The 25,699-nt window shown below is 52.7% G+C and carries 22 protein-coding genes; 14 read left to right on the forward strand and 8 right to left on the reverse strand.

Annotation, left to right across the window (positions count from 1 at the left end; genetic code table 11):
• Positions 1–97 precede the first annotated feature (97 nt).
• Together E0765_RS02600 and E0765_RS02605 are read left to right on the forward strand one after the other, a co-directional pair.
• A complete protein-coding gene (locus E0765_RS02600) occupies positions 98–550 on the forward strand; it encodes an ATP-binding protein (protein WP_255417828.1) in 453 nt (150 codons plus the stop codon).
• On the forward strand, positions 547–1,179 hold the full coding sequence (locus tag E0765_RS02605; protein WP_132811674.1) for an arylesterase: 633 nt from the start codon (positions 547–549) through the stop codon (positions 1,177–1,179). The genes E0765_RS02600 and E0765_RS02605 overlap by 4 nt, the downstream gene beginning before the upstream one ends.
• Positions 1,180–1,265: 86 nt before the next feature.
• Here E0765_RS02605 and E0765_RS02610 read toward each other — a convergent pair whose 3' ends face one another.
• Positions 1,266–2,345: a YeiH family protein gene (locus tag E0765_RS02610; RefSeq protein WP_132811675.1), complete on the reverse strand. Its 1,080-nt coding sequence runs from the start codon at positions 2,343–2,345 to the stop codon at positions 1,266–1,268.
• A gap of 85 nt (positions 2,346–2,430) precedes the next feature.
• Positions 2,431–5,700 (reverse strand): DUF748 domain-containing protein, encoded by a 3,270-nt coding sequence (locus E0765_RS02615; RefSeq protein ID WP_132811676.1) that lies wholly within the window; start codon positions 5,698–5,700, stop codon positions 2,431–2,433.
• Positions 5,701–5,795: 95 nt separating this feature from the next.
• On the opposite strand from E0765_RS02615, the gene E0765_RS02620 reads away from it, so the two are divergent.
• Genes E0765_RS02620 through E0765_RS02645 form a run of 6 tightly spaced genes read left to right on the forward strand, consistent with a single transcriptional unit; the run spans position 5,796 to position 10,160 of the window.
• Positions 5,796–6,815, forward strand: a complete 1,020-nt coding sequence (locus E0765_RS02620) for a ribonucleotide-diphosphate reductase subunit beta (RefSeq protein WP_132811677.1) — start codon at positions 5,796–5,798, stop codon at positions 6,813–6,815.
• On the forward strand, positions 6,802–7,536 hold the full coding sequence (locus E0765_RS02625) for a carbon-nitrogen hydrolase family protein (RefSeq protein ID WP_165921633.1): 735 nt from the start codon (positions 6,802–6,804) through the stop codon (positions 7,534–7,536). Before E0765_RS02620 ends, E0765_RS02625 begins: the two co-directional genes overlap by 14 nt.
• Complete coding sequence (locus E0765_RS02630) at positions 7,533–8,180, forward strand: protein-L-isoaspartate(D-aspartate) O-methyltransferase (protein WP_132811679.1); 648 nt, start codon at positions 7,533–7,535, stop codon at positions 8,178–8,180. Before E0765_RS02625 ends, E0765_RS02630 begins: the two co-directional genes overlap by 4 nt.
• Positions 8,177–8,788, forward strand: coding sequence for a bifunctional 2-polyprenyl-6-hydroxyphenol methylase/3-demethylubiquinol 3-O-methyltransferase UbiG (locus E0765_RS02635; RefSeq protein WP_132811680.1), 612 nt, complete (start codon positions 8,177–8,179; stop codon positions 8,786–8,788). The genes E0765_RS02630 and E0765_RS02635 overlap by 4 nt, the downstream gene beginning before the upstream one ends.
• Positions 8,785–9,723: an RsmB/NOP family class I SAM-dependent RNA methyltransferase gene (locus tag E0765_RS02640; RefSeq protein ID WP_132811681.1), complete on the forward strand. Its 939-nt coding sequence runs from the start codon at positions 8,785–8,787 to the stop codon at positions 9,721–9,723. The genes E0765_RS02635 and E0765_RS02640 overlap by 4 nt, the downstream gene beginning before the upstream one ends.
• The gene (locus E0765_RS02645; protein ID WP_132811682.1) at positions 9,720–10,160 is read left to right on the forward strand and encodes a low molecular weight protein-tyrosine-phosphatase; all 441 of its coding nucleotides are present in this window, start codon (positions 9,720–9,722) and stop codon (positions 10,158–10,160) included. The genes E0765_RS02640 and E0765_RS02645 overlap by 4 nt, the downstream gene beginning before the upstream one ends.
• A gap of 3 nt (positions 10,161–10,163) precedes the next feature.
• On the opposite strand, the gene E0765_RS02650 is transcribed toward E0765_RS02645, so the two are convergent.
• From E0765_RS02650 to purB, 4 genes are all read right to left on the reverse strand, one after another.
• On the reverse strand, positions 10,164–10,766 hold the full coding sequence (locus tag E0765_RS02650; RefSeq protein ID WP_132811683.1) for a hypothetical protein: 603 nt from the start codon (positions 10,764–10,766) through the stop codon (positions 10,164–10,166).
• 19 nt (positions 10,767–10,785) lie between these two features.
• Complete coding sequence (locus E0765_RS02655; protein WP_132811684.1) at positions 10,786–11,157, reverse strand: hypothetical protein; 372 nt, start codon at positions 11,155–11,157, stop codon at positions 10,786–10,788.
• Positions 11,148–13,514: a ribonucleoside-diphosphate reductase subunit alpha gene (locus E0765_RS02660; RefSeq protein ID WP_132811685.1), complete on the reverse strand. Its 2,367-nt coding sequence runs from the start codon at positions 13,512–13,514 to the stop codon at positions 11,148–11,150. Before E0765_RS02660 ends, E0765_RS02655 begins: the two co-directional genes overlap by 10 nt.
• Before the next feature lie 193 nt (positions 13,515–13,707).
• A complete protein-coding gene (purB, locus tag E0765_RS02665) occupies positions 13,708–15,036 on the reverse strand; it encodes an adenylosuccinate lyase (RefSeq protein ID WP_132811686.1) in 1,329 nt (442 codons plus the stop codon).
• A gap of 91 nt (positions 15,037–15,127) precedes the next feature.
• Here purB and E0765_RS02670 point away from each other — a divergent pair, with 91 nt between their 5' ends.
• Positions 15,128–16,051 carry an RluA family pseudouridine synthase gene (locus E0765_RS02670; protein ID WP_132811687.1) on the forward strand — a complete coding sequence of 308 codons (924 nt, stop codon included), beginning with the start codon at positions 15,128–15,130 and terminating at the stop codon, positions 16,049–16,051.
• Here the strand turns inward: E0765_RS02670 and E0765_RS02675 are convergent.
• Together E0765_RS02675 and ruvC are read right to left on the reverse strand one after the other, a co-directional pair.
• On the reverse strand, positions 16,035–17,741 hold the full coding sequence (locus tag E0765_RS02675; protein ID WP_255417830.1) for a lysophospholipid acyltransferase family protein: 1,707 nt from the start codon (positions 17,739–17,741) through the stop codon (positions 16,035–16,037). The genes E0765_RS02670 and E0765_RS02675 overlap by 17 nt on opposite strands.
• 552 nt (positions 17,742–18,293) lie before the next feature.
• Positions 18,294–18,782, reverse strand: coding sequence for a crossover junction endodeoxyribonuclease RuvC (gene ruvC, locus E0765_RS02680; protein WP_132811689.1), 489 nt, complete (start codon positions 18,780–18,782; stop codon positions 18,294–18,296).
• 109 nt (positions 18,783–18,891) lie between these two features.
• On the opposite strand from ruvC, the gene dnaA reads away from it, so the two are divergent.
• The 5 genes from dnaA to queF all read left to right on the forward strand — a co-directional run bounded on the left by dnaA (position 18,892) and on the right by queF (position 25,699).
• Positions 18,892–20,220 carry a chromosomal replication initiator protein DnaA gene (gene dnaA, locus E0765_RS02685; protein WP_132811690.1) on the forward strand — a complete coding sequence of 443 codons (1,329 nt, stop codon included), beginning with the start codon at positions 18,892–18,894 and terminating at the stop codon, positions 20,218–20,220.
• A 189-nt stretch (positions 20,221–20,409) separates the two neighbouring features.
• A complete protein-coding gene (gene dnaN / locus E0765_RS02690; RefSeq protein ID WP_132811691.1) occupies positions 20,410–21,477 on the forward strand; it encodes a DNA polymerase III subunit beta in 1,068 nt (355 codons plus the stop codon).
• Positions 21,478–21,593: 116 nt separating this feature from the next.
• The gene (gene gyrB / locus E0765_RS02695; protein ID WP_132811692.1) at positions 21,594–23,906 is read left to right on the forward strand and encodes a DNA topoisomerase (ATP-hydrolyzing) subunit B; all 2,313 of its coding nucleotides are present in this window, start codon (positions 21,594–21,596) and stop codon (positions 23,904–23,906) included.
• A gap of 6 nt (positions 23,907–23,912) precedes the next feature.
• Positions 23,913–25,307, forward strand: coding sequence for an EAL domain-containing protein (locus tag E0765_RS02700; protein WP_132811693.1), 1,395 nt, complete (start codon positions 23,913–23,915; stop codon positions 25,305–25,307).
• A gap of 2 nt (positions 25,308–25,309) precedes the next feature.
• Positions 25,310–25,699 (forward strand): preQ(1) synthase, encoded by a 390-nt coding sequence (queF, locus tag E0765_RS02705; RefSeq protein WP_132811694.1) that lies wholly within the window; start codon positions 25,310–25,312, stop codon positions 25,697–25,699.

Genomic DNA, 25,699 nt, shown 5'->3' on the forward strand with positions numbered 1-25,699 from the left:
AAACGTTCCTCTGAACACTCGGATGAACCCGTCGCTTAAGGTTACGAAACGTAAAAATTGTTAGAAAAAACTGCAGAATTTAACTCCGCGCTTGACAATGAACCCCTGCCCCTGCGGGAACCTTTTTAGCACGACGACCCCCTGCCGTTGCTCCGACACCGAAATCGCCCGCTACCGTGCGCGTCTCTCCGATCCCTTTCTGGATCGGATCGATTTGTACGTTCAAATGCATCCGATCGACGCCGAAGACAAACCAGGGCTCCCTTCCCGGGAGTTCCATGCCCGCGTACGCGAAGCCTTCCTTCGCCAAAAACGCCGCGGCCAGCATCGTCTCAACGGCTCATTAAGCGACGAGGAGGTAGCCCGTCATTGCATCCTCGGAGTCGAATCGCAGCAGGTCGTCGATCAAGCGATAGGGCGTTTCGGCCTCTCATTCCGGGCCGTCACACGCCTCCTTAAAGTCGCCCGTACGATTGCCGACCTCGAGGGGAGCGACGATATCCAAAAACCGCATCTCCTCGAAGCGCTAAGTTACCGAAGACGTTCATGAAACGGCTAACCCTCTTTCTCTTCCTGCTGTTAAGCGTACTGGCAACCGGCATCGTCATCAAACACGCAACCAAACCGCTCACGCCGCCAAAAACCCTCCCCGAAAAAGCGGTCGTGCTTGCGTTCGGGGATTCGCTCACCTACGGCACCGGGGCGGCACGGGAGGAGAGCTATCCCTTTCAGCTTGAAAAACGGATCCAGCGTCAAGTCATCAATGCGGGTATCCCCGGCGAACTCTCCGCCGAGGGGCTCGAACGCCTCCCTTTGCTCCTCGACCGATACCGCCCTTCGCTGCTTCTGTTGTGCCACGGAGGAAACGACATCCTCAATAAAAGTCCCGATTCCCTTCTGCGCGCCAATCTCTCGGCGATGATTCATCTGGCACACGAACGCGGTATTGACGTAATCGTGATCGCGGTACCGCAATTTTCTCTCACTGGGCTGGACCCCCATCCGATATACGAAGAGACGGCCGAAAGCAACGGTATCCCCCTCGAAGACGACATCCTAAGCGAACTCTTGAGCGACAGCCGCTACAAAAGCGACTACATTCACCCCAATGCCGCAGGATACGAAAAAATGGCCGAAGCGGTGGAAAAGGTGATACGGGAAGAGTATCGAATGGAGTAAGCATGAGCGTCGAAAATCGCGATGATCGGGTTTCGTGCAGTGAATAAGGAAAAGGCTCTTTTCCTGATGAAAAAGAGCCGAGGAGCTTAGAACGTCGCCACAACCCACATCGTGATGAAATACCCGCCGATGAGGAGCCATGCGAACATCGCACCTGCGGTATAAAGAGGCGCCATGCCTAGCCCTTTGAACTTCGCAAAGCGTGTTCCCATCCCGAGCGCCGTCATCGCCATCGTGAGCAAAAAAGTGTCGACGATGTTGATCGCCGAGACCGTATTTTGGATAGTTGCGGCGATCTCTTCGCCCGCATGGGCCGACCCGTACTGCGAGAGCAGCGAGTTGAGGCCGGCCATCCCGATAAAATAGACGGCGAACCACGGAATGACCAGCTTCACTCCTCCGCCTGCCGCTCCGCTTTTGCGCGCCGCATAGGAGAGATACATCCCCAGCAAAATCAGCATCGGCGCGATCATGATGACCCGGGTCATTTTGACGATGACCGCCGCGTCCGAAGCCTCTTTGCCGTACGCGCCGCCGACGGCGACGACCTGTGCCACCTCGTGGATCGTCCCACCGACGAAAATACCGAAAGTGCGGTCATCCATCCCGGCGAATACACCCGCGCTGTAAAGGGCCGGATACAAAAACATGGCGATCGTCCCGAACAGCACGACCATCGAGACGGCAATCGCCGCCTTGTGCTCTTCGGCTTTGAGCACCGGCTCGGTCGCCAGAACCGCGGCGGCACCGCACACGGATGCCCCCGACGCCGTCAGCATCGACGTATCGCGGTCCATTTTAAAAAGCTTTTGCCCCAGATAGGTCCCCAGAAGAAATGTCGAAGCGAGCATGATGAGCGATACCATGAACCCTTCCATCCCCACCTCGGCGATCTCCTGGAATGTGATCCGAAAGCCGTAAAAAACGATAGCGAAACGGAGGATTTTCTTCCCCGAAAAAGTGATTCCCCCTTCCCATGCGGAAGGGATGCGGTTGTGCAGGGTGTTCGCGTAAAAGATACCGATGACGATACCCACCACAAGCGGCGATATCCCGAGATTTTTGATCAGCGGCAAGTCCGCAATCATCGTCGCCGCGGCGGCGAAAATCGCGACGAACAGGATGCCGCTGAGGGTGTCTTTGCGTTTTGCGGGTGAAAACGGCATGCAGGACTCCTTCAAAGAAATTACGCAATTATAGGGAGATTCGGGCGATTTTAAAAATCAGCCCGATTGAACAACATATTCATTTTTACGGAACGATGACGTTCAGGCGCACGGGGATCTCTTTGGTCTCACCCGGGGCCGCTTTTTCGTTTCCTTTGAGTACGGCCCGTTTCTCCATCCCCGCCGTTTTGGCCAGATGGGCGCGGATCGCCTCCGAACGTCGCTGCGCGAGGGCCTCTAGTTCGCTGGGCTGCAACGGCTGCAAGGGGATGAGACGCTCGATCAGTGCCGCGCTGTAATGACGCACGTACGCCGCCTCTTCGGGATATTTTTTCTCCAACTCGCCGCGCAGCGCCTTAAGCTCTTTGCGTTCGAGCGCATCTTCGGCCATCTCTTCGAGTACGTCCAAAGGAAGGGCGTTGGGGGAATCGGCTTTGAGGCTTTTATCGCTTTTGAGCGCCTGTGCAAGGAGCTTTTCCCCACGCAGGGCGTAGCCGTCGGCCTCATCGTTCCATCCGCCGTAGATTTCGAGAGTCAGTTTGGGCCGTTTTTGGAGTACCGTAATCAGCTTGTCAAGCTTTTCACGCTGCGGAGGCTGCAACGCGGCCGATCCCCCTTCGAAATCGACCGAAGAGAGCGAATCGTCCTCGATCCCCAGCAACGACCCCAAAAGCCGAAACGGCGAGGTCACCGCTTTGGTAAAGAGGTTCGTAATCACCTGCCATACGACCTGACCGTATTTGAAATCGGGTTTGTTCACATCCCCGACTACGGGGAGATCAATGTCGATGACGCCGTCGGAATCTTCGAGCAGTGCTACCACAAGCCGCATAGGCCAGGGGCTGCCTCCCTCTTTTTCCTCTCCCAGCTCGATCTGGCGGATCACCACCTTGTTATCCCCTTTAAGCTGACCCGCATCGATCTTGTACCCCAGGTTCAAAAAGAGTTTTCCGCCGTCGATCTTATATCCCAGGAACTGGAGCGAATAGGGTGTGTAGCGTGGAAGATCAAGGTTATCGAAGGCCACCCGCATGTCGGTAAAACTTTTCGGCGCCTTGGTGTTGAGCTGCCCGTCGATTTTGGCAAGGCCGTATTCGTCGACGCCGCCTCGAAGCTTGACGAACGTCGTGACGTTTTTCGTCGTCGAAATCCCAAGCACCGAACCTTCAAGATCGTGGATGTAGGTCTTAAACGGCAGCGGGAGGGAACGGTCGCTGAAGGTTGCGCTGCTGTTGCGCACGATGAGCTTGACCACATCCAGGCCGAACGGGTTGCCCGAAGTTCCCCGAGAAACGTTTTTGGTCCCGTTGCGTTGCGGCTTCGAGAGCGTAGAGAAATTGAGCACCTTTTTCTCGTCGATGAGGGCATTGGCGTAGAGGCCGTCGATTGACAGGTGATTGATTTTGAGTCGGTTATCCGGGTAAGCGTAGGCAAAAGGGGTGACGCCGATCGTATTCCATCCCAGGAGCACCGAGTCGTCGCGCGTGTCATTGAGCACCCAGTCATTCAGTGCAAGCTTCCCTTTCACCGATGCAGCCGATCCCGTATAGCCGTAGTGTCCGTTGACCGAGAGATCACCGCGACGCAACGACGCGTAAGTGGAGGGCTCGAGGTAGGGGTCGAACCATGCGAGATTGAGATGGCGGACATCGAACGTACCGCTGCTTCGCAGTGACGAACGGACAATCTCCCCGCGCATATCGACGGTGCTCTGGGCGTTGATTCGGGCGTTAAGCGCGAAATCGTTGGGCGTATCGGGATTGCTCTCGAACCCTCTGAGCGCGGCATCCAGCCGATCGATCCCAAACGCAACCTTCCGCGAGGGGACTTCGTCGAGAAACGACGCGCGGGCGTCATTCAGAGCGATTTCGCCGACACGGTAGCCCCATCCCCCTCCGTCTTTCGCCTGTTGCGGCGACGCAGGGGCAGGTCGCGATCCACGGTATACATACCCCATCAGGTCGATCGATCCGTCCTTGAGCCGTTTGAGCGAAATTTCGGGGGAGACAAGGCTCACTTTCTCCACGCCCGCGAACCGCCCCTCGCGGTCAATATTCACCCCCTCGACCGCAACCGCACCGATCCCCGCGATTGCCGCCCCGTCGGCGCGGCGAACCATCCGGATCGCGTCGGTTGCAAGCGAAAGCTCCAGCAGCTCTTTGGGATCGGCGCTAAGCACCCCCGTGTGCAATCGCCCGTTCGCAAGGCTCAGGGTGTAGGGCTGCTTCGGGGCGTTGTCGTTCCACACCAGACCGGTCTCCTCCAGCGATACGGCCCCGATTCGGACATCCCACGGAGCGGCAGGGGCCGTTTTCTTCGCCGGGTCGGCGGGAAAAGCTTTTTGGATGTCGGCTGCGTATCCGAGCCAGTCGATCTTTCCGTCGGCCCCCCGCGTCGCACTGACGTTCAAGCCTTTGAGCGCGAGCGACCCCGCCTCGAAACGATGGCGCATCGGAAGAAGCTTTCCTTCGCTCAACCGCAGCGACCCCAACGTCAGCAGATTGCGGTTTTCCCCCTTGGGGATGATCCGCAGCCGGTTCACGTCAAAGCGGAGCCGGGAAATTTCGGTGGCGTTGACGTCGCTGCTGTCAAAACGGTAATCAAACCCGAATGCGGCGCTGCCGTCGGCAACCTCGATCGGGAATTTATCCCGAAAATAGCGCCACGGGGTATAAAGTTTCCCCGAATCGAACGCGACGCTGCCCCCGATTTTCAGCGGTGACAGGGCGTCAAGCTTTCCTTTGAGATCGATGAATCCCCCCTCGTTGATCGAGGCATAGAGGCGGAGTTTCCCTTCGGCGGTCGAAAGATCGCGCAAATCGATGTTATCCAGCGAAAAACCGATCGGTCCCACTCCCAGGGCATAGGCTTTACCCTCCGCGTAATCGCGGTAATCGAGCGCACCGTCTTTGAGGACGAACCGCTTGATCAGGAGCTTCGGCGGCTCGGAAGCGCTTTGAGCTTTTTCCGGTGATCCTCCTTCGGTCAAAAACGCAAAATTGAACGTGCCGTCTTTCCCGCGATGAACCGCGATTTCGGGTTCGCTCAAGGCGACGTACTTCAACACCCACCCCCCTCTCCAGAGATAATCGAGCGGATCGGCGTTGAGGGCCATTTGCTTCATAGCAAAAAGTTCCCCGCCCCGGGGTGTTTTAAACACCACCCCCTCAAGCTTCAGATGGAAGGTGAACGGGTTGAACGCGGCGGAACGAACCGAAAACTTCCCCCCGCCGGTTGCTTCGGAAACTTTTTGGGGAACGACGTTTTTGATAGCATAGGGAACGGCGAAAAAGCCTGCGGCACCGTACGCGACGAGCCCCGCCGCCAGTGACTTGAAAATGAGTGATTTTTTCATCGTTTCCCCCTTCTGAAATCTGCTTTCATTTTAGCATAGTTAAAACTCTTTTAGGAGATAATCGATCCCTATATTCGTCTATCACGGGAGCAACCATGAACCGCAAGAAAATCTACAACCCGACTTCCAGCGAACACGTCAACGACCGGCGTATTTTCGGGGGGAACCCGACGGGGATTTTCGAGCTCAACAACATCAAGTACCAGTGGGCCTACAACCTCTGGGAGATGATGCTCAACAACACGTGGTTCCCCAAAGAGGTGGACATGACCCGCGACGCGGTCGATTACAAGTACCTCACGGAAATGGAAAAGACCGCGTACGACAAGGCACTCTCGCAACTTATTTTCATGGACTCGCTGCAAACGAATAACCTCATCGATAACGTTAATCCCTACGTCACGGCTCCCGAAATCAACCTGATCCTGGTGCGCCAATCCTTCGAAGAGGCGCTCCACTCCCAAAGCTACGCCGTCATGGTCGACTCGATCAGCCAGAACAGCGAGGAGATCTATGATCTGTGGCGCAAGGACATGATGCTCAAAACCAAAAACGACTCCATCGCCTCGCGCTACGAAGAGCTCGCCAACGACCCCAGCGAGAGCGCGTTTCTTAAGGCGTGTTTCGCAAACCAGATCCTCGAGGGGATCTACTTTTACAGCGGCTTCACCTACATCTACACCCTCGCCCGTTCGGGCAAAATGCTGGGAAGCGCCCAGATGATCCGCTTTATCCAGCGTGACGAAGTGACCCACCTGGTGCTGTTCCAGAACATCATCAACACCCTGCGCCGCGAGCGCCCCGACCTCTTTACCGAAAAACTGATCGAAGAGGTCTACGACATGTTCCGCAAAGCGGTCGAACTCGAAACCGCCTGGGGAAAATACATCACGCAGGGACAGATTCTTGGTCTCACCAACGAAATCGTGGAACAATACATCCAGTACCTCGCCGACCAGCGCCTCAGTGCCGTGGGCCTCAAACCCCTCTACGGCGTCTCCCATCCGATCAAATGGGTTGATGACTTCTCCAAATTCAACGACCAGAAAACCAACTTCTTCGAGGGGACGGTCACCAACTACTCCAAAGGAAGCCTCAGTTTTGACGACTTCTAATTCCCGCAGCGTCGTCTCGCTCTGTTTTCCGACCGATCCCGACTTCGACGCCAACCTGGAGCGCTTGTCCTCCCTCATCGCCCAAACCCCGCAAGACGCGATCGTGGTCGCCCCCGAAGTCGCCTTGAGCGGATTCGCATACGACCGTTTCGACGAAGCCGCCGATTTTACCCTCAAAGCGCTCGATACCCTTCAAAACAGTGTAGGAGAGCGTCTTTTGATCTTCACCGCCATCACCCGGACGGAAGAGGGGATGATGAACGTCGCTTACGCCCTCCACGCAGGCCGCATCATCCATACGCAGGCTAAGGCCAAACTCTTTGCCCTGGGGGGCGAAGAGAAATATTTTGTCCCCGGGAGCGACCGTGCGATCGTACCGTTTGAGTTCGAAGGGATCCGTATCGGCATCCTGATCTGTTTCGAACTCCGCTTCAAAACCCTATGGCAGCAACTCGAGGGGTGTGATCTGATCGCCGTGAGCGCACAATGGGGAAAACTGCGGAGCGAGCACTTCGTCACCCTGACCAATGCCCTGGCCGTGATGAACCAGTGCTACGTCATTGCTTCGGACGCGGCCAACGAGGATACCAGCGGCATGGGCGGCATCATCACCCCCTTTGGCGGGGAGATCCGCAACAGCGGCGCACAGATGCTGACCTCGCGCTACGAATCCCGTACGGTCGCTTCGATGCGCCGATACCTCAACGTAGGAATAGCATGAACATCGACCGAATCACCGCCATTAAAACAACGCGCATGGCCGAAGAGATTTCGAAAAAATTCCCCCTCCGGCCACTCGTCAAAGAAGCAATCATCCACACCAACCGAGAAGCGTTCGTCCCCCTGGCGATGCGCCATAACGCCTACCGCCTCGACGCACTCCCCATCGGCGCACAGCAATACATCTCCAGCCCGCTCACCGTCGCCAAAATGACGCAGTACCTCAGCCCGGAGGGGTGCGACAGCGTCCTGGAAATCGGGTGCGGGAGCGGCTATCAGGCGGCGGTATTGTCCAAAATCTTCCGGCGCGTCTTTACGATCGAGCGGATCGAATCGCTGCTGCTCGAAGCAAAGGAGCGCTTCCGTCATCTCAAGCTCGGAAACATCCATACCCGTACCGACGACGGCCAAAACGGCTGGGAACAGTACGCTCCCTATGACCGCATTTTATTTTCGGCTTCGGCGAAAAACGTTCCCCAGAAACTCTTCGACCAGCTCCGCGAGGGGGGAATCCTGATCGCCCCGGTGGAAAAAGGACGCGAGCAGGTGATCACCCGCTTTACGAAGCAGGGGGGAAAAATCATGGAAGATGCCCTGGAAGTGTGCGATTTCGTACCCGTTCTGGACGGGGTGGTGCGCAAATGAGCGACCAGCGCGAATTCTGGAACGAACGGTTCGCCAAAGAGGGGTATTTTTACGGCCTTGATCCCAACCGCTACGTCGCTTCTCATATCGATTCCTTCACCGCACCTGCCAAAATCCTTTTCCTGGGAGAAGGGGAAGGGCGCAATGCGATCTACGCCGCGCAGCGCGGCCACGCCGTGACGGCACTCGACGCAAGCGACGTAGGGCTCGCCAAATGCGCCGAACGGGCCAAATCCGCAAACCTTACTCTCGAACTGATCCATGCCGACCTGGAGGTGTGGGAACCTCTCGAGACGTACGACGCGGTACTGTGCTCGTTCCTCCATCTTCCCGAACCGCTGCGCAGCGACGTTTACGCTAAAGTACTCGGTATTCTCAAACACGGCGGCCTTTTTGCGGGGGAGTTTTTCTCCATCCACCAGATGCCCCGGACGACAGGCGGGCCCAAAGACGAGACGCTTCTCTATACCGCCGATGCCCTGCGCTCCATCCTCGTTCGCCATTCCTGCGACATCCTGGAACTGGCCGAATGCGATACCGAACTGAACGAGGGAAGAGGGCACGTCGGCATCGCTTCGGTGGTACGGATGGCGGTACGAAAATCATGAGCCTCCCCGAAGCATTTACCGAGCGGCTGGAGAAGATTGTTCCACATGAACGGTTCGCCGCGGTCCTCAAAACCTTCGATGCCCCCAAGCAGGTGACGTTCCGCGTCAATACCCTCAAATCGACCCCGTCCGAACTCGAAGCCGAACTCTCCCAGGGGGGTATCGCATTTGAGCGCGTCGAGTGGATGGAGGGGGTGTACCGCATCGCTCCCGAAGACAAACTGCGCCTGACCCAAACAGAGGCCTTTTACGGCGGCCGGCTCTACATCCAGAACCTCTCCTCCATGATTGCCCCCGTATTGCTCGCCCCCCGGCCCGAAGAGACGGTCCTCGACCTCGCCGCCGCCCCCGGAGGCAAAACCCTTATCCTCGCGGGAATGATGCAAAATACCGGCTGGCTCTCGGCAGTCGAACCCTCCCGCGAACGTTTTTTCCGACTCTGCGACAACCTGAAACAGCAAGGGGTCACCAATGCCCACACCTACATGACCGACGGGCGCAGTGTCGGCAAAAAATGCCCCGAGATGTTCGACCGCATCCTCCTCGATGCACCGTGTTCGTCCGAAGCGCGCTTTAAAACCTACGACGAGAAATCGACCTCCTTTTGGAGCGTCCACAAAGTCAAAGAGACCTCGAAGCTCCAGCGCCGATTACTCCTCTCGGCCTTCGACGCCCTCAAACCCGGAGGCAAATTGCTCTACAGCACCTGCTCGTTTTCCCCCGAAGAGAACGAAAGCCCTCTCCAGCATCTCCTGGAGCGTCATGGAGAGCGTTTAAAGACCTTACCCCTTGTCCTACCCTTCGATAACGTTCAAAAGCCTCTAGAACGCTGGGGAAAAGAGGTGTACGACGAGCGTATCCAAAACGCGGTGCGGATTCTGCCGACCGATACGATAGACGGCTTTTTCATCTGTTTACTGGAAAAAACATCATGAAATCCGTTTTGTTCGTCTGCCTGGGTAACATCTGCCGCTCCCCGATTGCCGAGGGAGTCGCACGGAAGCTGATAGAAGAGGGAGGGCACGGGATTGCCGTAGACTCGGCGGGGACGGGAAGCTGGCATGTCGGGGAAGCCCCCTGCAAGCACTCGGTCACCGTCGCGCGCAACAACGGCGTCGATATCTCACACCTCCGCGCACGGCAGGTGACCAAGGCCGATTTCCAGGCATTCGACCTGATCGTCGCGCTCGATGCGAGCAATTACCGCGATCTTCGCGCGATGGGGTGTCAAAATCTCGTGAAACTCGGAGATTACGGTTACGGCGGGGCCGACGTCCCCGATCCCTATTTTTTCGACGGGTTCGAAGGGTTCGAAAACGTCTACACGATGATCCGCGAATGCGTCTCTGAGCTCCTCTCAAAACACCTCTAGCCTCTAGAACCTCATCTCGAGGTAGATCATGTCGTAATTCGATCCCCCTTTGCGGACGTTGTTGATGAGCCCGAAAATGCCCGAACGGTGTTTGAGGGCGTACCCCAGATAAATATCCTTGTACGTCTCGCCGCCGAACATCCGTCCGATGTCGATATCGATACTGACGTCGAGGTAGTTCAGAAACCGCGACGTCGCACTCCCTTTGTGCAGCGCCTCGTTCTGCTCGACGACGGGTACGCGGTAAGCGTAGGAAAACCCTTCCCCCACACCAAGTCGCATCCGGTTGTTCCACCCGTCGAGATTGTAATACGCCTTGAGATAGAGGACCCCTTCCCAGAAATCTTTCTGATAGCCGTTTTCGTAGAAACGGTAAAGGGCCCCCTTGAGATACAGATCGATCGGTTTTTCCCACAGGTTTTCGGCCAGCAGGTACCCCGCATCAATCCCCAGGACATGCGTTTTTGCGGTATCGAATTCCCCTTCGCCGCTCAGTATCTCGCCGAAATCGTTTTTATCGGCAATCCCCCATCCCAGCCGCAGCGAGTAGGGCTCGGAAGCACTGAGGGTAGGGGCGGCCAGCGCGAAGGCCAAAAGAGAGGTCAATGCCGCCTTTACCATCACATTACCCGCTGAAAGGGAGCTCTTCGTAGCCGATTGTTTTGCCGATCACGTAAAGCGGGGCTTCGTTCGCCCGCCCGTCATAGCGCCCGATTGCCAAGGCAGCCGTATCGTGCATTATCTCGACCGTGATCCCTTCGGACATATCAAGCGAGCCCAGCACGGCATCACTGAGCAATCTGGCATCGTTCACCCCCTCAACCTGAAACATCACGTCAATCCAGTCATAACCGCGCGCTTTATCCTGTACACTCAAACGGATTTGGATGGAAGTAGGGGAGAGGGGAATGATAGAGCGGATCTCGCCCTCACGGGCATTCTCGATCCGATCCAGAAGGCTGCGAAGCGCGGAAGCGTTCAGGGGCTTTACTGGCACCCTTCGCACTCCATCGAGCGATCCGCCGTATCCTGTTTTGCTTCAGGCGACTGGGAACGGAGGTAATAGGTCGATTTAAGACCCAGTTTCCATGCCAGCATGTAGATGTCGTTGAGGTATTTGCCGCTCGCTTTATCGAGGGTGATAAAGATATTGAGGCTTTGCCCCTGATCGATCCATTTCTGGCGGATCGCGGCGGCTTTGACGAGGATCGTCTGATCGAGATCGTACGCCGGGGTATAGTATCCCCAGGTATCGGGGTTGAGTTTGGGAGCGACGACGGGAATGAGACCCGAGAGATTCTCCTCGAACCACTTTCGTTTGTAAATCGGCTCGATCGTCTGCGTCGTTCCGGTGAGAATCGAAATCGACGAGGTCGGCGCGATCGCCATCAGGTAGCCGTTACGCATCCCCTGTTGTTTGATCGTTTCGCGTAGAGAGTCCCACTCGTAATTGGGGGCAAAGAGCCCTCCGCGGTCGATCAGGTTTTGCACCTCGGCCGAGGCGTGATCCATCGGCAGGATTCCGCGGCTCCATTTGGAACCTTCGAACTCGGGATAGGAGCCTTTTTCGACCGCGAGGTCACTGGACGCCTTAATCGCGTTGTAGCTGACCGCTTCCATCACTTCGTCAATCTTGTCGAAATGTTCCTGGCTTCCCCAGACGATTTTCTGTTCGGCCAGCATTTGCGCTTCGCCCATCACCCCAAGACCGATCGCGCGGCTGCGCATGTTGGTCTTTTTAACCTTTTCGAGAGGGTAGAAGTTCAGATCGATGACGTTGTCGAGCGCGCGGATCGCGACGGGGACGATACGGTCGATATCCTCTTTGGTATGGACGCGCGAAAGGTTCACCGAAGCGAGGTTACACACCGCCGTAGCGCCGTCGACTTTCTCCTTTTCGACAATGTAGATCGCTTTTCCGCCCAGTGAATCGAGCGCGGTGATTTTCTTGGCCGGCTTCGTGATTCCGCTGTCGACTTTGACCATCTCTTCTTCTTCGAACGTAACGAACGTACCGTCTTCGAATTTGAGCTTCACAAGATAGTGGTTGGGCTGTGTATTCTGAAAAATCTCGGTGCAAAGGTTCGAGCTGCGGATAATCCCGTAGTGATCGTTCGGATTGGCGCGGTTGGCACTGTCTTTGAAACACAAAAACGGACTTCCGGTTTCGAAATAGCTCGTGAGGATCTTTTTCCACAGGTCTTTGGCTTTCGTATGCTCTTTGATGACGTCAGGGTCTTGTTCGAGTTCGAGGTAGCGTTTTTCAAACTCGGCGCCGTGCAGTTCGGTCAGTTCTTTGACGTCGAAAGGATCGAACATCGTCCAGATACCGTCTTCAACGACCCGCTTCATGAACATATCGTTGATCCACAGCGCCGGGAAAAGATCATGCGCGCGGCGGCGCTCTTCGCCCGAGTTTTTCTTCACGTCAAGGAAATCCTTCACGTCCATATGCCACGGTTCGAGATAGACGGCAATCGCCCCTTTGCGGGTACCGAGCTGATCGACGGCGATCGCGATGTCGTTGGTGATTTTGAGGAAAGGAACCGTACCGCCTGCCGCGTTTTTGTGACCGTCGATAAACGATCCCATCGCGCGCACCTGCGTCCAGTCCCAACCGATCCCGCCGCCGAATTTGGAGAGGAGGGCCATCTCTTTATAGGCGTCGAAAATCCCTTCGATGTTGTCCGGGCTAGAGCCGATGTAGCACGAGCTGAGCTGGTGGCGCGTCGTTCTCGCATTCGAGAGGGTAGGGGTCGCCATCATCACTTCGAATTTGGAGATCATGTCGTAGAATTTTTTCGCCCATCCCTGGCGGTCTTGTTCGTTTTGCGCCAAAAACATCGCGACGGCCATAAACATGTGCTGCGGCAGCTCGATCGGATCGCCCTTGCGGTCTTTGATCAGGTAGCGGTCGTAGAGCGTTTTGATCCCGAGATAGTTGAATTCGAGGTCACGGTCGGGGACGATGTAGTTATCCAGGTCGGCGAGATCGTATTTTTCCTTGAGGCCGAGCAAAATCCGCCCTTCGGCTTCTCCCCTCTCAAAATAGCTCTCAAGGCTTCCGTAGCCCGTAAAGCCGTTGACGCGATGGTACAGATCATAAAGGAATAAACGTGCGGCGACAAACGTCCAGTTGGGAGTATCGATGTCGATCTTGTCAACTGCCGTTTTAATCAGGGTCTGCTGGATCTCGTTGCTCGTAATCCCGTCGCGAAACTGGATCTGTGCATCCACTTCCAGTTCGCTCTGCGAAACATTGGTCAGCCCTTTGACGGCCGCCGAGGTATATTTTTGAATTTTGGTAATATCGAGCGGCTCGCGACGGCCGTTGCGTTTGATAATGGTTAGCACGTTAATTCCCTTTACACTTAATATCTTCGAATTTCAGCAAAAGCTCTATTTTAGTGTTGAAGAGCTTAGCCAATAATGATAGTTCGAAAATACGTTTCATTCATGAAACCTTTGAAGTTAATTATTGAATCTGTACACTTGTAAAAATTCAATACAACAGTCTATCACTATAAATATAAAATATTTCTATCTATTACTTGAACACCCGCGCGAAAATTTTATCAACATTTTTGGTGTAGTAGCCATAGTCGAAACAATCGCGGATCGCCTCTTCACTCAAACTCTGGCGCAGCTCTTCGTCTTCAAGCAGATACTGCAGATAGAGGCTCTCCCCTTTCTCATTGATCGCACTTTTGCCCTGCTGCAACCCTTCCCACACTTTCATCGCGTTGCGCTGGACGATCCGGTAAGCGTCCTCACGGCTCACACCTTTGAGCGGAAGCTCCAGCAGTACCCGCTGAGAGAACACAAGCCCACCGGTAAGATTCAGATTTTTCATCATGTTCTCCGGATAAACGACAAGGTTTGCGATTACACTGTTAAAACGGTGCAGCATGAAATCAGAAGTGATAAACGCATCGGGGAGCCAGAAACGTTCCGTAGAACTGTGCGAGATGTCACGCTCATGCCACAACGCGACGTTTTCCATCGCAGGGATCGCATACGCACGAATCATCCGTGCAAGTCCCGTGATATTCTCCGTCAGGATCGGATTACGCTTATGCGGCATCGCCGAGGAACCTTTCTGCCCTTTGGAGAAAAATTCCTCGCACTCGTACACTTCGGTCCGCTGCCAGTGGCGTACCTGGACGGCGAATTTTTCGATCGAGCTGGCGACGAGGGCGAGTGAAGTCGCCAGACGTGCATAGCGGTCGCGCTGGATTACCTGGTTGGATGCGGGAGCGGGTTTGAGTCCCAGCTCCTCGCACGCATACTCTTCGAGTTCGAGCGGAGCGTGGGCGAAATTCCCCATCGCGCCTGATACCTGACCGACCGAAATCACTTCCATCGTCTCTTCGAGATTTTTGAGATGGCGGGCCATCTCGTCGTACCAGACGGCCAGTACCAGACCGAATGTAATCGGCTCGCCGTGAATCCCGTGGCTGCGTCCGACCATCAACGTCATTTTGTGTTCCATTGCCCGTTTCTTGATCGATTCCATCACCATTTTAACGTCTTCGATAATCAGGGCGAGCGAATCTTTCATCTGCAGGGCAACTGCGGTATCGACCGTGTCCGAAGAGGTCATCCCGTAGTGGAACCAGCGGCTCTCTTCTCCCAGAGTTTCGGAAACTGATGTCGTGAACGCAATCAGGTCGTGTTTGGTCACTGCCTCGATCTCATCAATCCGCTCAACGCTGAATCCCGCATTTTTGACAATCTTTTGGGCATCTTCATCGGGGATCAGTCCCAAACGGTTCCATGCTTTGACTACCGCTTTTTCGACGTCGAGCCACGCCTGATATTTGGCCTGCATCGTCCATTTGTTTTTCATCTCTTCACGGGCGTAACGTTCTACCATGACTCTTCCTTATATGTTAAAATGCGCAGATCAAAACGGCGCTAAATAATATTTTTAGTCTATCCAACCCTCCCTTATAAAGGAATATATTTTGCCTTTCGTCGTTAAAAAGCTCCACGCTCCCACAAAACAAAAAGCGTTTCTCTTCCTGATGAAAGAGTTGGGCTATACCCAAAAAGAGGCGCAGCGTCTGATTGCAAAAGGAAGAGTGTTTGTCGAAGGCAATGTGATGGATAATCAAGCAGGGTTTGTGGAAGGGGATTTCGAGTTCGTCTGTTTTGAGCCGTTATCCAAAGGACTCACCCCGACGTTTGTCGCTAACGATTTCGCTATTTACGACAAACCAAGCGGCCTCATCGTCCATCCCCAGAACCGTTACACGCCCTACTCGCTCAACGACGAGATCAAGCACCGTTTCGGGCAGGATGCTAACATCACCCATCGGATCGACCAGGAGACGAGCGGTCTTGTTTTGGCCGCCCGTAACAAAACTAGTGAACGCGTTTTAAAGATGATGTTCGAAGAGCGAGAGATAACGAAACACTACCTGGCGTTAGTCAGAGGTAAGCTGGACCATCCCATTGACATACGAGAGCCGTTGCTGCGTCGTGAAGACCAAAGCAGTATCGTACGTATGATCGTCCGCGTTCATCCCGAAGGCAAACCCTCGCGCACGTTCATCACTCCACTGGAATATTTTCCCGACATCGACGCGACTCTTGTCGAAGCCTCACCACTCACCGGACGTCAGCACCAGATACGGGTCCATTTGTTTCACGTGAAACATCCGATCATCGGCGATCCGATTTACGGGCAGAATGAAACCGATGCGGTACGATTTCTGGATAAGGAGATGGGCGAGGAAGAGCGGTTTAAAAACACCGGGGCAACCCGGCTGCTATTGCATGCGTATTCGCTCGAATTCGAATACGGTTCCAACCCGTACCGCATCGTTTCGCGCGAAGATTTCGTCAGAGAATGTTTCGAAGCGATGAAACTTACTCCCCCCCTCTGATGTAACGCTGACGCTTTGCCTCTTTGATCTTTGAAACATCGACGAGGATATACCCGTCGATGCAGTTGTTGAAATCGGTATCGATCCCGAAATCCATAAATTCCACACCCCCTTCCTCGCACAATTCGCTGTATTGTTTGTAAAGGGTCGGAACCGACACATCGAACGACTTGAGATAATCCTTGAGCCGTTTGAAATCTTCCGCATAATCGTTACCGACGAAGAAATCGGCAAACTCCTGACGGACATAATCCGAGAGGCGGTAAGGGGAACGGGCCCGGACGCGATTATGAAACGAACCGAAATAGAGGGTGTAAAAATAAACGAGAGCTTCCTGGGCATGTTTGGGAAAACTCCCCGAAATGCTCACCGGTCCGTACATGTATTTGATCTGCGGGTTGTGACTCAGATACGCTCCTATCCCTTGCCAAAGATAATCGAGTGCACGGCTGCCCCAGTATTTGGGCTGGACAAAGCTGCGTCCCAGTTCGATGGCGTCGTCGAGGATCGGATCCATAGCATCGTCTATCTCACACAGTTCGTTCATGTACAATCCCTCTTTCCCGAGCCATGAAAGGATCCAGCCGCATTCACCGATCCGATAGGCACCTGCAATCTCAAGTGCCTCGTCATCCCACAAGACAAGATGATGGTAATAGCGGTCAAACTCATCCACATCACGCGCTTTTCCGCTCCCTTCGCCCACTTTTCGGAATGAGTATTCGCGAAGCCGCCCGATTTCGTTGATGATATTGGGAGCATTTTCCTGCTCGATCAGAACAATCTGTTTTCCGTCGCTGGTCATCCCCAGCAGCTCCCCGCATCGGAGTTCGCTGCGAATCTCCTGCCGCGATACGGGATGGGCAATCGACGACTCGGTCGGGTAGATCCCTTTTTTCCCTTTTGAAAGACGCAGGAGATGTTTACGGAACAAACGGGCATGCCGTTTCTCGCTGACGTGCAAGTCGTTCAATGCCTTATGGCTGACGACTTCCCCGATCACAAATTCAAAAACGCGGTTTCGCGCCGCAAACATTTCATGGCTCAACAGCAATGCGCCCAACGGTTTGTAGATCCACGATGCGGCATAAAACAGCGGAGTATTTCGGGCCTTGATAAAAACGGGGAGAATCGGTGCGGCATTACGTTTGGAAAATTTAACAAATCCACCTTTCCATTCCTTCTCTTTGATACCGAACAAACCGGCGCGCGACACTTCGCCCGAAGGGAAAAAAATTACCGCTTCCTCAGCCTGAAGCGCCTGATCGATCTGGCGAAGCGCATATTTCGAAAGTTTATCGTTGATGTTGTCCACCCCGATCAAGAACTCCTTGAGCTGCGGAATCGCTCCCAGCATTTTATTGGCGACAATTTTGACTTTTTTATCCTGCCGAACCGAGCATACCATTTGGATCAGGCACAACGCGTCCAATGCTCCCAGAGGGTGATTGGCGACAATCACCACTTTTCCCATTGAAGGGATATTTTCGATTTGCCGATGGACCGTTTTGTACGAAACGTTCAAATGTTCCAAAACCGCCCCGATAAACTCGATCCCTTTTTTATCGTCGTGTTTGACCATAAACCGGTTGATCGATTTTTCATGCAGGAGCAAACGTAAAACTCCGATCAAACTTTTGGTGACGATTCCAGGATTTTCAAACAAACGCGGGTGCGTTTTTCGTAACATCATTTCTGCATTGACCATGTAATCCCTCTATAATATGGTAGATTGGTACAATGCTAGATAGTGTTAATTTCAGATTGATTACGTTTTGATTACGCGACTGTTACACCCATTTTGTCTACATCCGAAAGATGTGATGTGAATAACTTTTACTAACAGCACCTTAATAATTTTTGAAAATAGGAAAATTTCTTGCAAAGCCCTGAAATAGGCACTTTCAGGCATTTAAAAGGTTATCGGTTTCAGATCTTTTTCAGATAAATTTTTTCTGAAACGAAAGAGTTTTTATGTCGTTTTCGGGAAGAAAATGCGAAGAGTTATTCACAAGAATGTCACAGTGTGAATATTACACATTTTGAAAAATTTTAGCAGTTTTGAAAAGTTTTCAGAATTGTCTCAGGTGCCTAACAGGGAAAAACACACTAACCGTTGCTTAATCAATTTGTGATACGTTCCAAACTTTGAAAATTCATTAACGATCTCTAAGACTCTTTGGATACACTTCTGAATCGGCGGCCTTCCTGGTGTGTCGGTCGCCTCTTATAAAGAATATCCTCACTTCTGCTTGTTTTTTTCGAGTTTGACCCGCTGCGCGTGGGTAATCGCTACGGCCATTGCGTCGGTAATGTCAAGCGGCTTGATCTCTTTCGTAATTCCCAAAATCTGTTTTACCATAAATGCCACCTGTTCTTTGGCCGCTTTGGCTTTTCCCGTCAGCGATTTTTTGACCTGTAGCGGCGTATATTCGGCAAACATCCCGTATTCTTGCAAAAGTTTGAGCGATATCGCGCCGCGAAACTGGGCCAGTTTCAGAACACTCTTGGGGTTGTGGGCATAAAAAATATCTTCCATCGCCACCTCGTCGATCGTGTGTGAAGCGAAAATCTGCTCTATCGCCTCGCACACCTGGGGTATCTGGTACTGCAGCGCTTCGCTTTTCATTTTAATCAGTCCCGCTTCGATCAGGCGTATTTTCTGCCCTTCGATTCTCACAATGGCGTATCCGCAGTTGCGTGTACCCGGATCGATTCCCAAAATCGTCATATTTTCTCCGTTCACAGGGGTGAATAAAAGATATTCACCCTTTCATTGAGCCTAATTATAGGGAAAAAAAGATATTATTCACATCTCTATTCACATCTCGGGGAAAACGATGAACTCTATCGGAAAACAAGTATTGAACGCACTGAAAAACGAAATCAGCGAAATCGATTACCAGCGTTACATCCGGCAGCTCGAATTCAACGAAAACGATTCCAAAAGCAATCTGGCCGTTTTTCACGCCCCCAATCCGCTGATCGCCAACTGGATCCGTACAAAGTTCGCCGATAAGATTTCCCATCTTTTCGAAATCAAAACCGGGGTTAGACCCGCCGTCTCGATCGTCGTTAAAACCTCAACCGCCGCAACTCCCCACAATGTCGCCGTTGCCGTCCCCTCAGAGCGCCCCAGCGGCGGATCGCTCCTCAATCCTTCCTATACGTTTCAAAACTTCGTTATCGGAGGATCGAACCAGTTTGCCTACATTTCGGCCAAAGCGGTGAGCGAAAAACCAGGGATCGTCTACAATCCCCTCTTCATCTACGGCGGCGTCGGGCTTGGAAAAACCCACCTGATGCAGGCGGTCGGGAACGTGATGCTCTCGGAAGGAAAGACCGTCATCTACACCTCGGTCGAACAGTTTCTGAACGATTTTCTCCGTCACCTCAACAATAAAACGATGGACCGTTTCAAAGACAAATACCGCAAATGCGACCTTCTTCTCATCGACGATATCCAGTTTTTGAGCGGTAAGAACCAGCTGCAGGAAGAGTTTTTTCACACCTTCGAAGCGCTCCGGAACGAAAACAAGCAGATCATCATCACCTCGGACAAACATCCCAAAAAGATCGGTGGAATCGAAGAACGCCTCATCAGCCGTTTCGAATGGGGACTGGTCGCGGACATCCAGCCTCCCGAACTCGAGACGAAAATCGAAATCATCAAGAAAAAATGCGAAATCAACCGGGTCAAGCTCGACCGCGACGTTATCAATTACGTCGCGACGATCATCGAGAACAACACCCGCGAAATCGAAGGGATCCTCTCGAAACTCAACGCCTATTCCCAGCTCATGGGGGTGGACATCACCATCGAATTCGCCCGAAACGTCCTCAAAGAACAAATGGCCGAAAAACGGAGCAACATTACAATCGATCTTATCATGGATACCGTCGCCAAAGAGCTCAATGTCAAATCCAGCGAAATCCGCTCGAAAAGCCGTAACAGCAACATCGTCTATGCCCGCCGCATCGCCATCTACCTCTCCCGTTCCCTCACCCCAAACTCGATGCCGCAGCTGGCGCAGTACTTCGGGATGAAAGACCACACCGCCGTCAGCCATACAATGAAGAAAATCCAGGAGCTGATGAAAAACGACGAGGATTTCCGCATCAAGATCGAAGAGCTCTCCAATAAAGTCTCGACGGTAACCGACGAATAATTTGTGTTTGTCAACCCGTTTTAAAAAAGATATAATTCAAGATGTGAATCGATGTGAATGAAAACAATCCTTTTGATCACATCGGTTCATTCCCGAAAACAGGAGTTTGTGGAGCGTTTTCACACATTCACACCCCCTTATTACTAACTATTAGATACTGATGTTATAAATATAAAAAAGGAGCTTTGGATGAAAATTACCGTTGACAAACCGGTGCTCGAAAATATATTGCTGCATTTGCAGCCGTTTCTTGAAAAGAAAGACACTTCCCAAATCACCTCCCATATTCTCTTGAGCACGGACGGACGGACGTTATTCGCCAAAGCCACCGATTACGAGATCGGGCTCTCCATGCAAACCAATTCTTTGAACGTCGAAGAACCCGGCTCCGTAACCGCTAACGGTAAAAAACTCCTCGACATCGTCCGTATCCTCAAAGACGAAGAGATCGAACTCGAACTCGAACGTGATACGCTTCACATCCGTCAGAAACGTTCCAACTTCAAACTCCCTACCTACAAAAGCAGCGAGTTCCCTTCCTTCCCCTCAACGGAAAACAAACCCAATATTGCGGTCAATTCCCATATCCTGATTGAATCGCTTAAAAAAATCACCCCGGCTGCCGATACGAACAATCCGAAATTCGAACTCAACGGGGCTCTTATCGATATCCGTTCCAACCAGATCAATTTCGTCTCAACCGATACCAGACGTCTGGCCCTCGTTCACATCGACAGCCAAAGCGATCATGAACTTTCGATCATCGTTCCGAAAAAAGCGATCATCGAGATCCAGAAACTCTTTTCCGAAAACATCGAGATATACTACGACAACACCCATTTGATCATCAAATCCGAAGACTCTCTTTTCTTTACCAAACTGATCAACGGCAAATTCCCCGATTACACCCGTATCATCCCCAAAGAGTGTCAGCGGAGTATAACGTTGCCCAAAAGCGCGATTGTCACCGCGATCAAGCAGATCACGACCATTTCGAACGACCTGAAACTGACTTTCCAGAAAGACGCCATTTTGTTCGAAAGTCTCAGTGACGACAACATCGAAGCCAAAACAGCCGTCGAAATCGAAAACGGCTTCGACGTCCCTTTCATCCTCGCGATCAACAGCCGTTACATCCTCGATTTTCTCGGACAGATCAACACCCCCGATTTTATCCTCGAAGCCAATGAATCAAACCAGCCTTTCGTACTACGCGAAAACAACTTCAAAACGATCGTTATGCCGATCGTCATTTAAAAAATTTTCTTTCCCCCCTTTTTTCTCCCCGTAAACGGGGAAAACCGTTATAAAACTTTCTTTTTAGTTTACCTGCGATAAAATAGAGCATTTAACACGCAACAGCGGGAGCAAACATGGAACACAACTACGGTGCCGGCAACATTAAAGTCCTCAAGGGGCTTGAAGCAGTTCGAAAACGACCCGGTATGTACATCGGTGACACGGGCCACCGGGGACTCCATCACCTCATTTACGAAGTTGTCGACAACTCGATCGACGAAGCGATGGCGGGCCATTGTGACACGATTTCGGTCACCCTCACCAAAAACGGCACGGCGATCGTAAGCGATAACGGCCGGGGTATTCCGACCGATATGCACCCGACTGAGGGAATTTCGGCGGCTACCGTCGTTTTGACCGTTCTGCACGCGGGGGGAAAATTCGACAAAGACACCTATAAAGTCTCCGGCGGTCTGCACGGGGTCGGGGTTTCGGTCGTTAACGCCCTCTCGTCTGACCTGAAAATGACGATTCACCGTGACGGGCAGATCCATGAACAGAATTTCAAATGCGGTATCCCCCAGGAACCGCTGGCCGTTACGGGAACAACCCGCAAACGGGGAACGACGATCGAATTTGCTCCCGATCCGTCGATCTTTACCGAAACGGTCATTTTCGATTACGACTACCTCGCCAAACGTTTCCGTGAGCTGGCTTACCTGAACCCGCGCATCACGATCGTTTTCAAAGACGAGCGCAACGGTGCTGAGAATACCTACCATTACGAAGGTGGGATCAGCCAGTTTGTCTCCGACGTCAACAAAAAAGAGGTGGTCGCGACCCCGTTTGCGTTCAGCGAACGGATCGAGGACATCGAGATGGATATCGCCCTGATGTACAATGACAGCTACGACGAAAAAACGTTTACGTTCGTCAATAACATCAACACTCCCAACGGCGGTACCCATGAAGCCGGTTTCCGCGCGGGATTGACGCGTGTCATCTCCAACTACAACAAACAAAACGGTAACGCCAAGGAAAAAGATGTCAACCTCAGCGGCGAGGACGTTGCCGAAGGGCTCATCTGCGTCGTCTCCGTCCGGGTTCCCGAACCGCAGTTCGAAGGGCAGACCAAGGGAAAACTCGGAAACACCTATGTCCGTCCCCTCGTGCAGAAAGTAACGTACGAAAAACTGACCAAATATTTTGAAGAGAACCCTATCCAGGCCAAGGCGATCGTCCAAAAGGCATTGATGGCGGCACGCGGACGTGAAGCGGCGAAAAAAGCGCGTGAACTCACCCGCCGTAAAGACGCGATGACCGTCGGAACCCTTCCCGGCAAACTCGCCGACTGTCAGAGCAAAGACCCCAGCATCAGCGAACTCTACCTCGTCGAGGGCGACTCTGCGGGCGGTTCGGCCAAACAGGGTCGCGATCGCGTCTTCCAGGCGATTTTGCCGTTGAAGGGTAAAATCCTCAACGTTGAAAAAGCGCGCCTGGACAAGATCCTTAAATCCGAAGAGATCACCAACATGATCACGGCGCTCGGATGCGGGATCGGTGAAGAGTTCAACGAAGAGAAACTCCGCTACCACAAAATCATCATCATGACCGACGCCGACGTCGACGGAAGCCATATCCAGACGCTGCTGCTGACGTTTTTCTTCCGTTATCTCCCCAAAATCGTCGAAAACGGCTACCTCTATCTGGCCCAGCCGCCGCTCTACCGCTACCAGAAAGGGAAAAAAGAGATCTACTTCAAAGACGATCGTGTTATGAACGCGTTTTTGATCGAGAACGGAATTCCCGCGCTGGAAGTCGAAAACATCGGCACCAACGATCTGATCAGCTTTTTCAAAATGGTCGATCATTACCGCAGTACCCTCGATGCCCTTGAACGCCGCTACGCGCTGGTCGATCTGATCCGTCATTTCATCGAAAATCCCGACATTATCGGGTTGGGAATGAACGAAATGTACGGGAAGGTCGAAGCGTTCCTGAGCGCTCAGGGAAATAACATTCTCAGTAAAAGCGTCAACGACGAGCAGATGCACCTGTTCGTCCAGACCAACGGCGGTCTGGAGGAGCTGATTATCAACGACGAACTCTTCGCATCCCCTTATTTTGCGGAAGCGACGTACGTTTACCGCAAAATTCAGGACTGGAACCTGCCGCTGGAGGGCGATCTGCTCGAAATGCTCAACCAGATCACCGATTACGCGAAAAAAGGCTCCTACATCCAGCGCTACAAAGGTCTTGGGGAGATGAATCCCGAGCAGCTATGGGAAACGACCATGACGCCGGAGAACCGCGTACTGCTGCGGATCACCATCGAGGATGCCGAATCGGCGAGTGAAGCGTTCAACCTTTTCATGGGAGATGATGTCGAACCGCGCCGGAACTACATCGAAACCCACGCCAAAGACGTTAAACACCTGGATATCTGATCCTGTATGACCTATACCGAGCAAAAAGAACGTTCCCACCGCTTCGTACTTGCGTTGCGGATCGGGCTTCCCGTCTTTTTGCTCATCGTTCTGACCCTTTTTACCCTTCTGAGCAAATGGACCGAAACGATGTTCGAATCGTTTGTGCTGATGTCCATCACAATGCTCGTTTTCATTGTCTATTTTATTTTGTACCTGATTTACCAGAGCAGCCGCGAAAACATCACCGACCCGCTGACCCATACGTTTACCGCCGAGTATTTTTTCAAGTTTTTCGATAAAAACGTCCAAAAAGGGGTCCGGACACTCATGATGATCAGCGTCGAAAACCTGTGGTTCATCAACGAGCGTTACGGGATTAAAAACGGGGATAGGGCACTTGTTGACGTAGTGGAGAAGGTAAACCTGTTTTTCGCCGAAAAAGGGTTTGAGAAACTTCCGGTATGCCGATACCGCGGGGGGGTGTTTCTCCTATTGTTTCCGGGGGAAAAAGAGAATTATGTCCCGGTTTTGGAACTTTTTTTGAGCAAATACCAGAACTTTGTCCGCAACGAGATCGAAATACGCCTCGAAGCGGTAATGGCCGACACGCGGCTGACGAATGACGCCGAGCTGCTTGTCAGCCGTTTGTACGAGCTTCACAACGAACGGACGAAAATCGAAAAAGAAGAAGATTATCCGATCAACGAACTCGAAAAAGAGGTGGTCGATGCGCTCGAGGAAAAACGGTTCAGCATCGGGTTTTGGCCCATCGATACAGACGAAGGGGAACTATACGACACTGCCGTAAAAATGGTCGATTCCAAAGGAAAACTGATCCATCAGAGCCGGTACGTTCCGATTCTCAACCGTCTGAATCTCATGCGCGGATTCGAGAGCGCGATACTCGAGGAAATCGGAAGCCTGTGCGTCGATTCGAACAAACGCTTTGTTATCAGTGTATCCCCCACAACGCTCCGAAATCCCCATTTCTTCGAACACGCACTCACCCTTTTCGAGCGTCGCCCCGCTGCCCGAGGCGCGATAGTTTTGATGTTCGAGGAAAAAGAGTATTTTCACCAGATGGAGCGCTTTTCCCAGCAAGTCGCCCATTACCGCAAAGCGGGTTATAGAATCGGGCTGGATCGGCTGGGGGGATATCACACGACGATGCTTTATCTCAAAGAGCTCGATGTCGACGTCGCCCGTTTCGATCCCCTCTACAGCCGCCACATACGGGAAGAAAAACATCAGAACCTTTTGCAGGGGCTTAACCTCGGCGCCCATCTGTGCGGCGTCAAAACCTGGATCTCCATGATCGAGGACGAAGAGGGTGACCGGATTGCGCGGTCGCTCAAAATCAACTACCGCCAGGGAAATTATCTCGGTAAAATTTTAACTACGAAAGACATTCAAGGATGACCATGAAATACGGAGAACAAATCGTCGAAAATTTCGACGTTGAAAAAGATTTTGAGATTTGGCCCAATCAGCACGAGCGTGATTATGTGATCAAGGTGACGCTGCCCGAGTTCACCTGCCTCTGCCCCCGCAGCGGATACCCTGATTTTGCGACGATTTACGTCGAATATACTCCCGACAAATGGGTGGCGGAACTCAAAGCGATCAAACTCTACATTAATTCGTTCAGAAACCGCCATATTTCGCACGAAAACAGTGCGAACGAGATCTATAGCGTCTTCGAACAGAAAATCGCTCCTAAGCGCTTAAAAGTGGTCGCCGATTTCTATCCGCGCGGAAATGTCCACACGGTCGTCGAGATCGACAGCGAAAAGATCGTAAAAGAAAAATAA

The organism is Sulfuricurvum sp. IAE1 (genome assembly GCF_004347735.1).
Classification (GTDB): Bacteria; Campylobacterota; Campylobacteria; order Campylobacterales; family Sulfurimonadaceae; genus Sulfuricurvum.

Coding starts and splice junctions, on each gene's coding strand:
- E0765_RS02600 (WP_255417828.1), top strand. CDS start 98: ATGAACCCCTGCCCCTGCGGGAACCTTTTTAGCACGACGACCCCCTGC.
- E0765_RS02605 (WP_132811674.1), top strand. CDS start 547: ATGAAACGGCTAACCCTCTTTCTCTTCCTGCTGTTAAGCGTACTGGCA.
- E0765_RS02610 (WP_132811675.1), bottom strand. CDS start 2,345: ATGCCGTTTTCACCCGCAAAACGCAAAGACACCCTCAGCGGCATCCTG.
- E0765_RS02615 (WP_132811676.1), bottom strand. CDS start 5,700: ATGAAAAAATCACTCATTTTCAAGTCACTGGCGGCGGGGCTCGTCGCG.
- E0765_RS02620 (WP_132811677.1), top strand. CDS start 5,796: ATGAACCGCAAGAAAATCTACAACCCGACTTCCAGCGAACACGTCAAC.
- E0765_RS02630 (WP_132811679.1), top strand. CDS start 7,533: ATGAACATCGACCGAATCACCGCCATTAAAACAACGCGCATGGCCGAA.
- E0765_RS02635 (WP_132811680.1), top strand. CDS start 8,177: ATGAGCGACCAGCGCGAATTCTGGAACGAACGGTTCGCCAAAGAGGGG.
- E0765_RS02640 (WP_132811681.1), top strand. CDS start 8,785: ATGAGCCTCCCCGAAGCATTTACCGAGCGGCTGGAGAAGATTGTTCCA.
- E0765_RS02645 (WP_132811682.1), top strand. CDS start 9,720: ATGAAATCCGTTTTGTTCGTCTGCCTGGGTAACATCTGCCGCTCCCCG.
- purB (WP_132811686.1), bottom strand. CDS start 15,036: ATGGTAGAACGTTACGCCCGTGAAGAGATGAAAAACAAATGGACGATG.
- E0765_RS02675 (WP_255417830.1), bottom strand. CDS start 17,741: ATGTTACGAAAAACGCACCCGCGTTTGTTTGAAAATCCTGGAATCGTC.
- ruvC (WP_132811689.1), bottom strand. CDS start 18,782: ATGACGATTTTGGGAATCGATCCGGGTACACGCAACTGCGGATACGCC.
- dnaA (WP_132811690.1), top strand. CDS start 18,892: ATGAACTCTATCGGAAAACAAGTATTGAACGCACTGAAAAACGAAATC.
- dnaN (WP_132811691.1), top strand. CDS start 20,410: ATGAAAATTACCGTTGACAAACCGGTGCTCGAAAATATATTGCTGCAT.
- gyrB (WP_132811692.1), top strand. CDS start 21,594: ATGGAACACAACTACGGTGCCGGCAACATTAAAGTCCTCAAGGGGCTT.
- E0765_RS02700 (WP_132811693.1), top strand. CDS start 23,913: ATGACCTATACCGAGCAAAAAGAACGTTCCCACCGCTTCGTACTTGCG.
- queF (WP_132811694.1), top strand. CDS start 25,310: ATGAAATACGGAGAACAAATCGTCGAAAATTTCGACGTTGAAAAAGAT.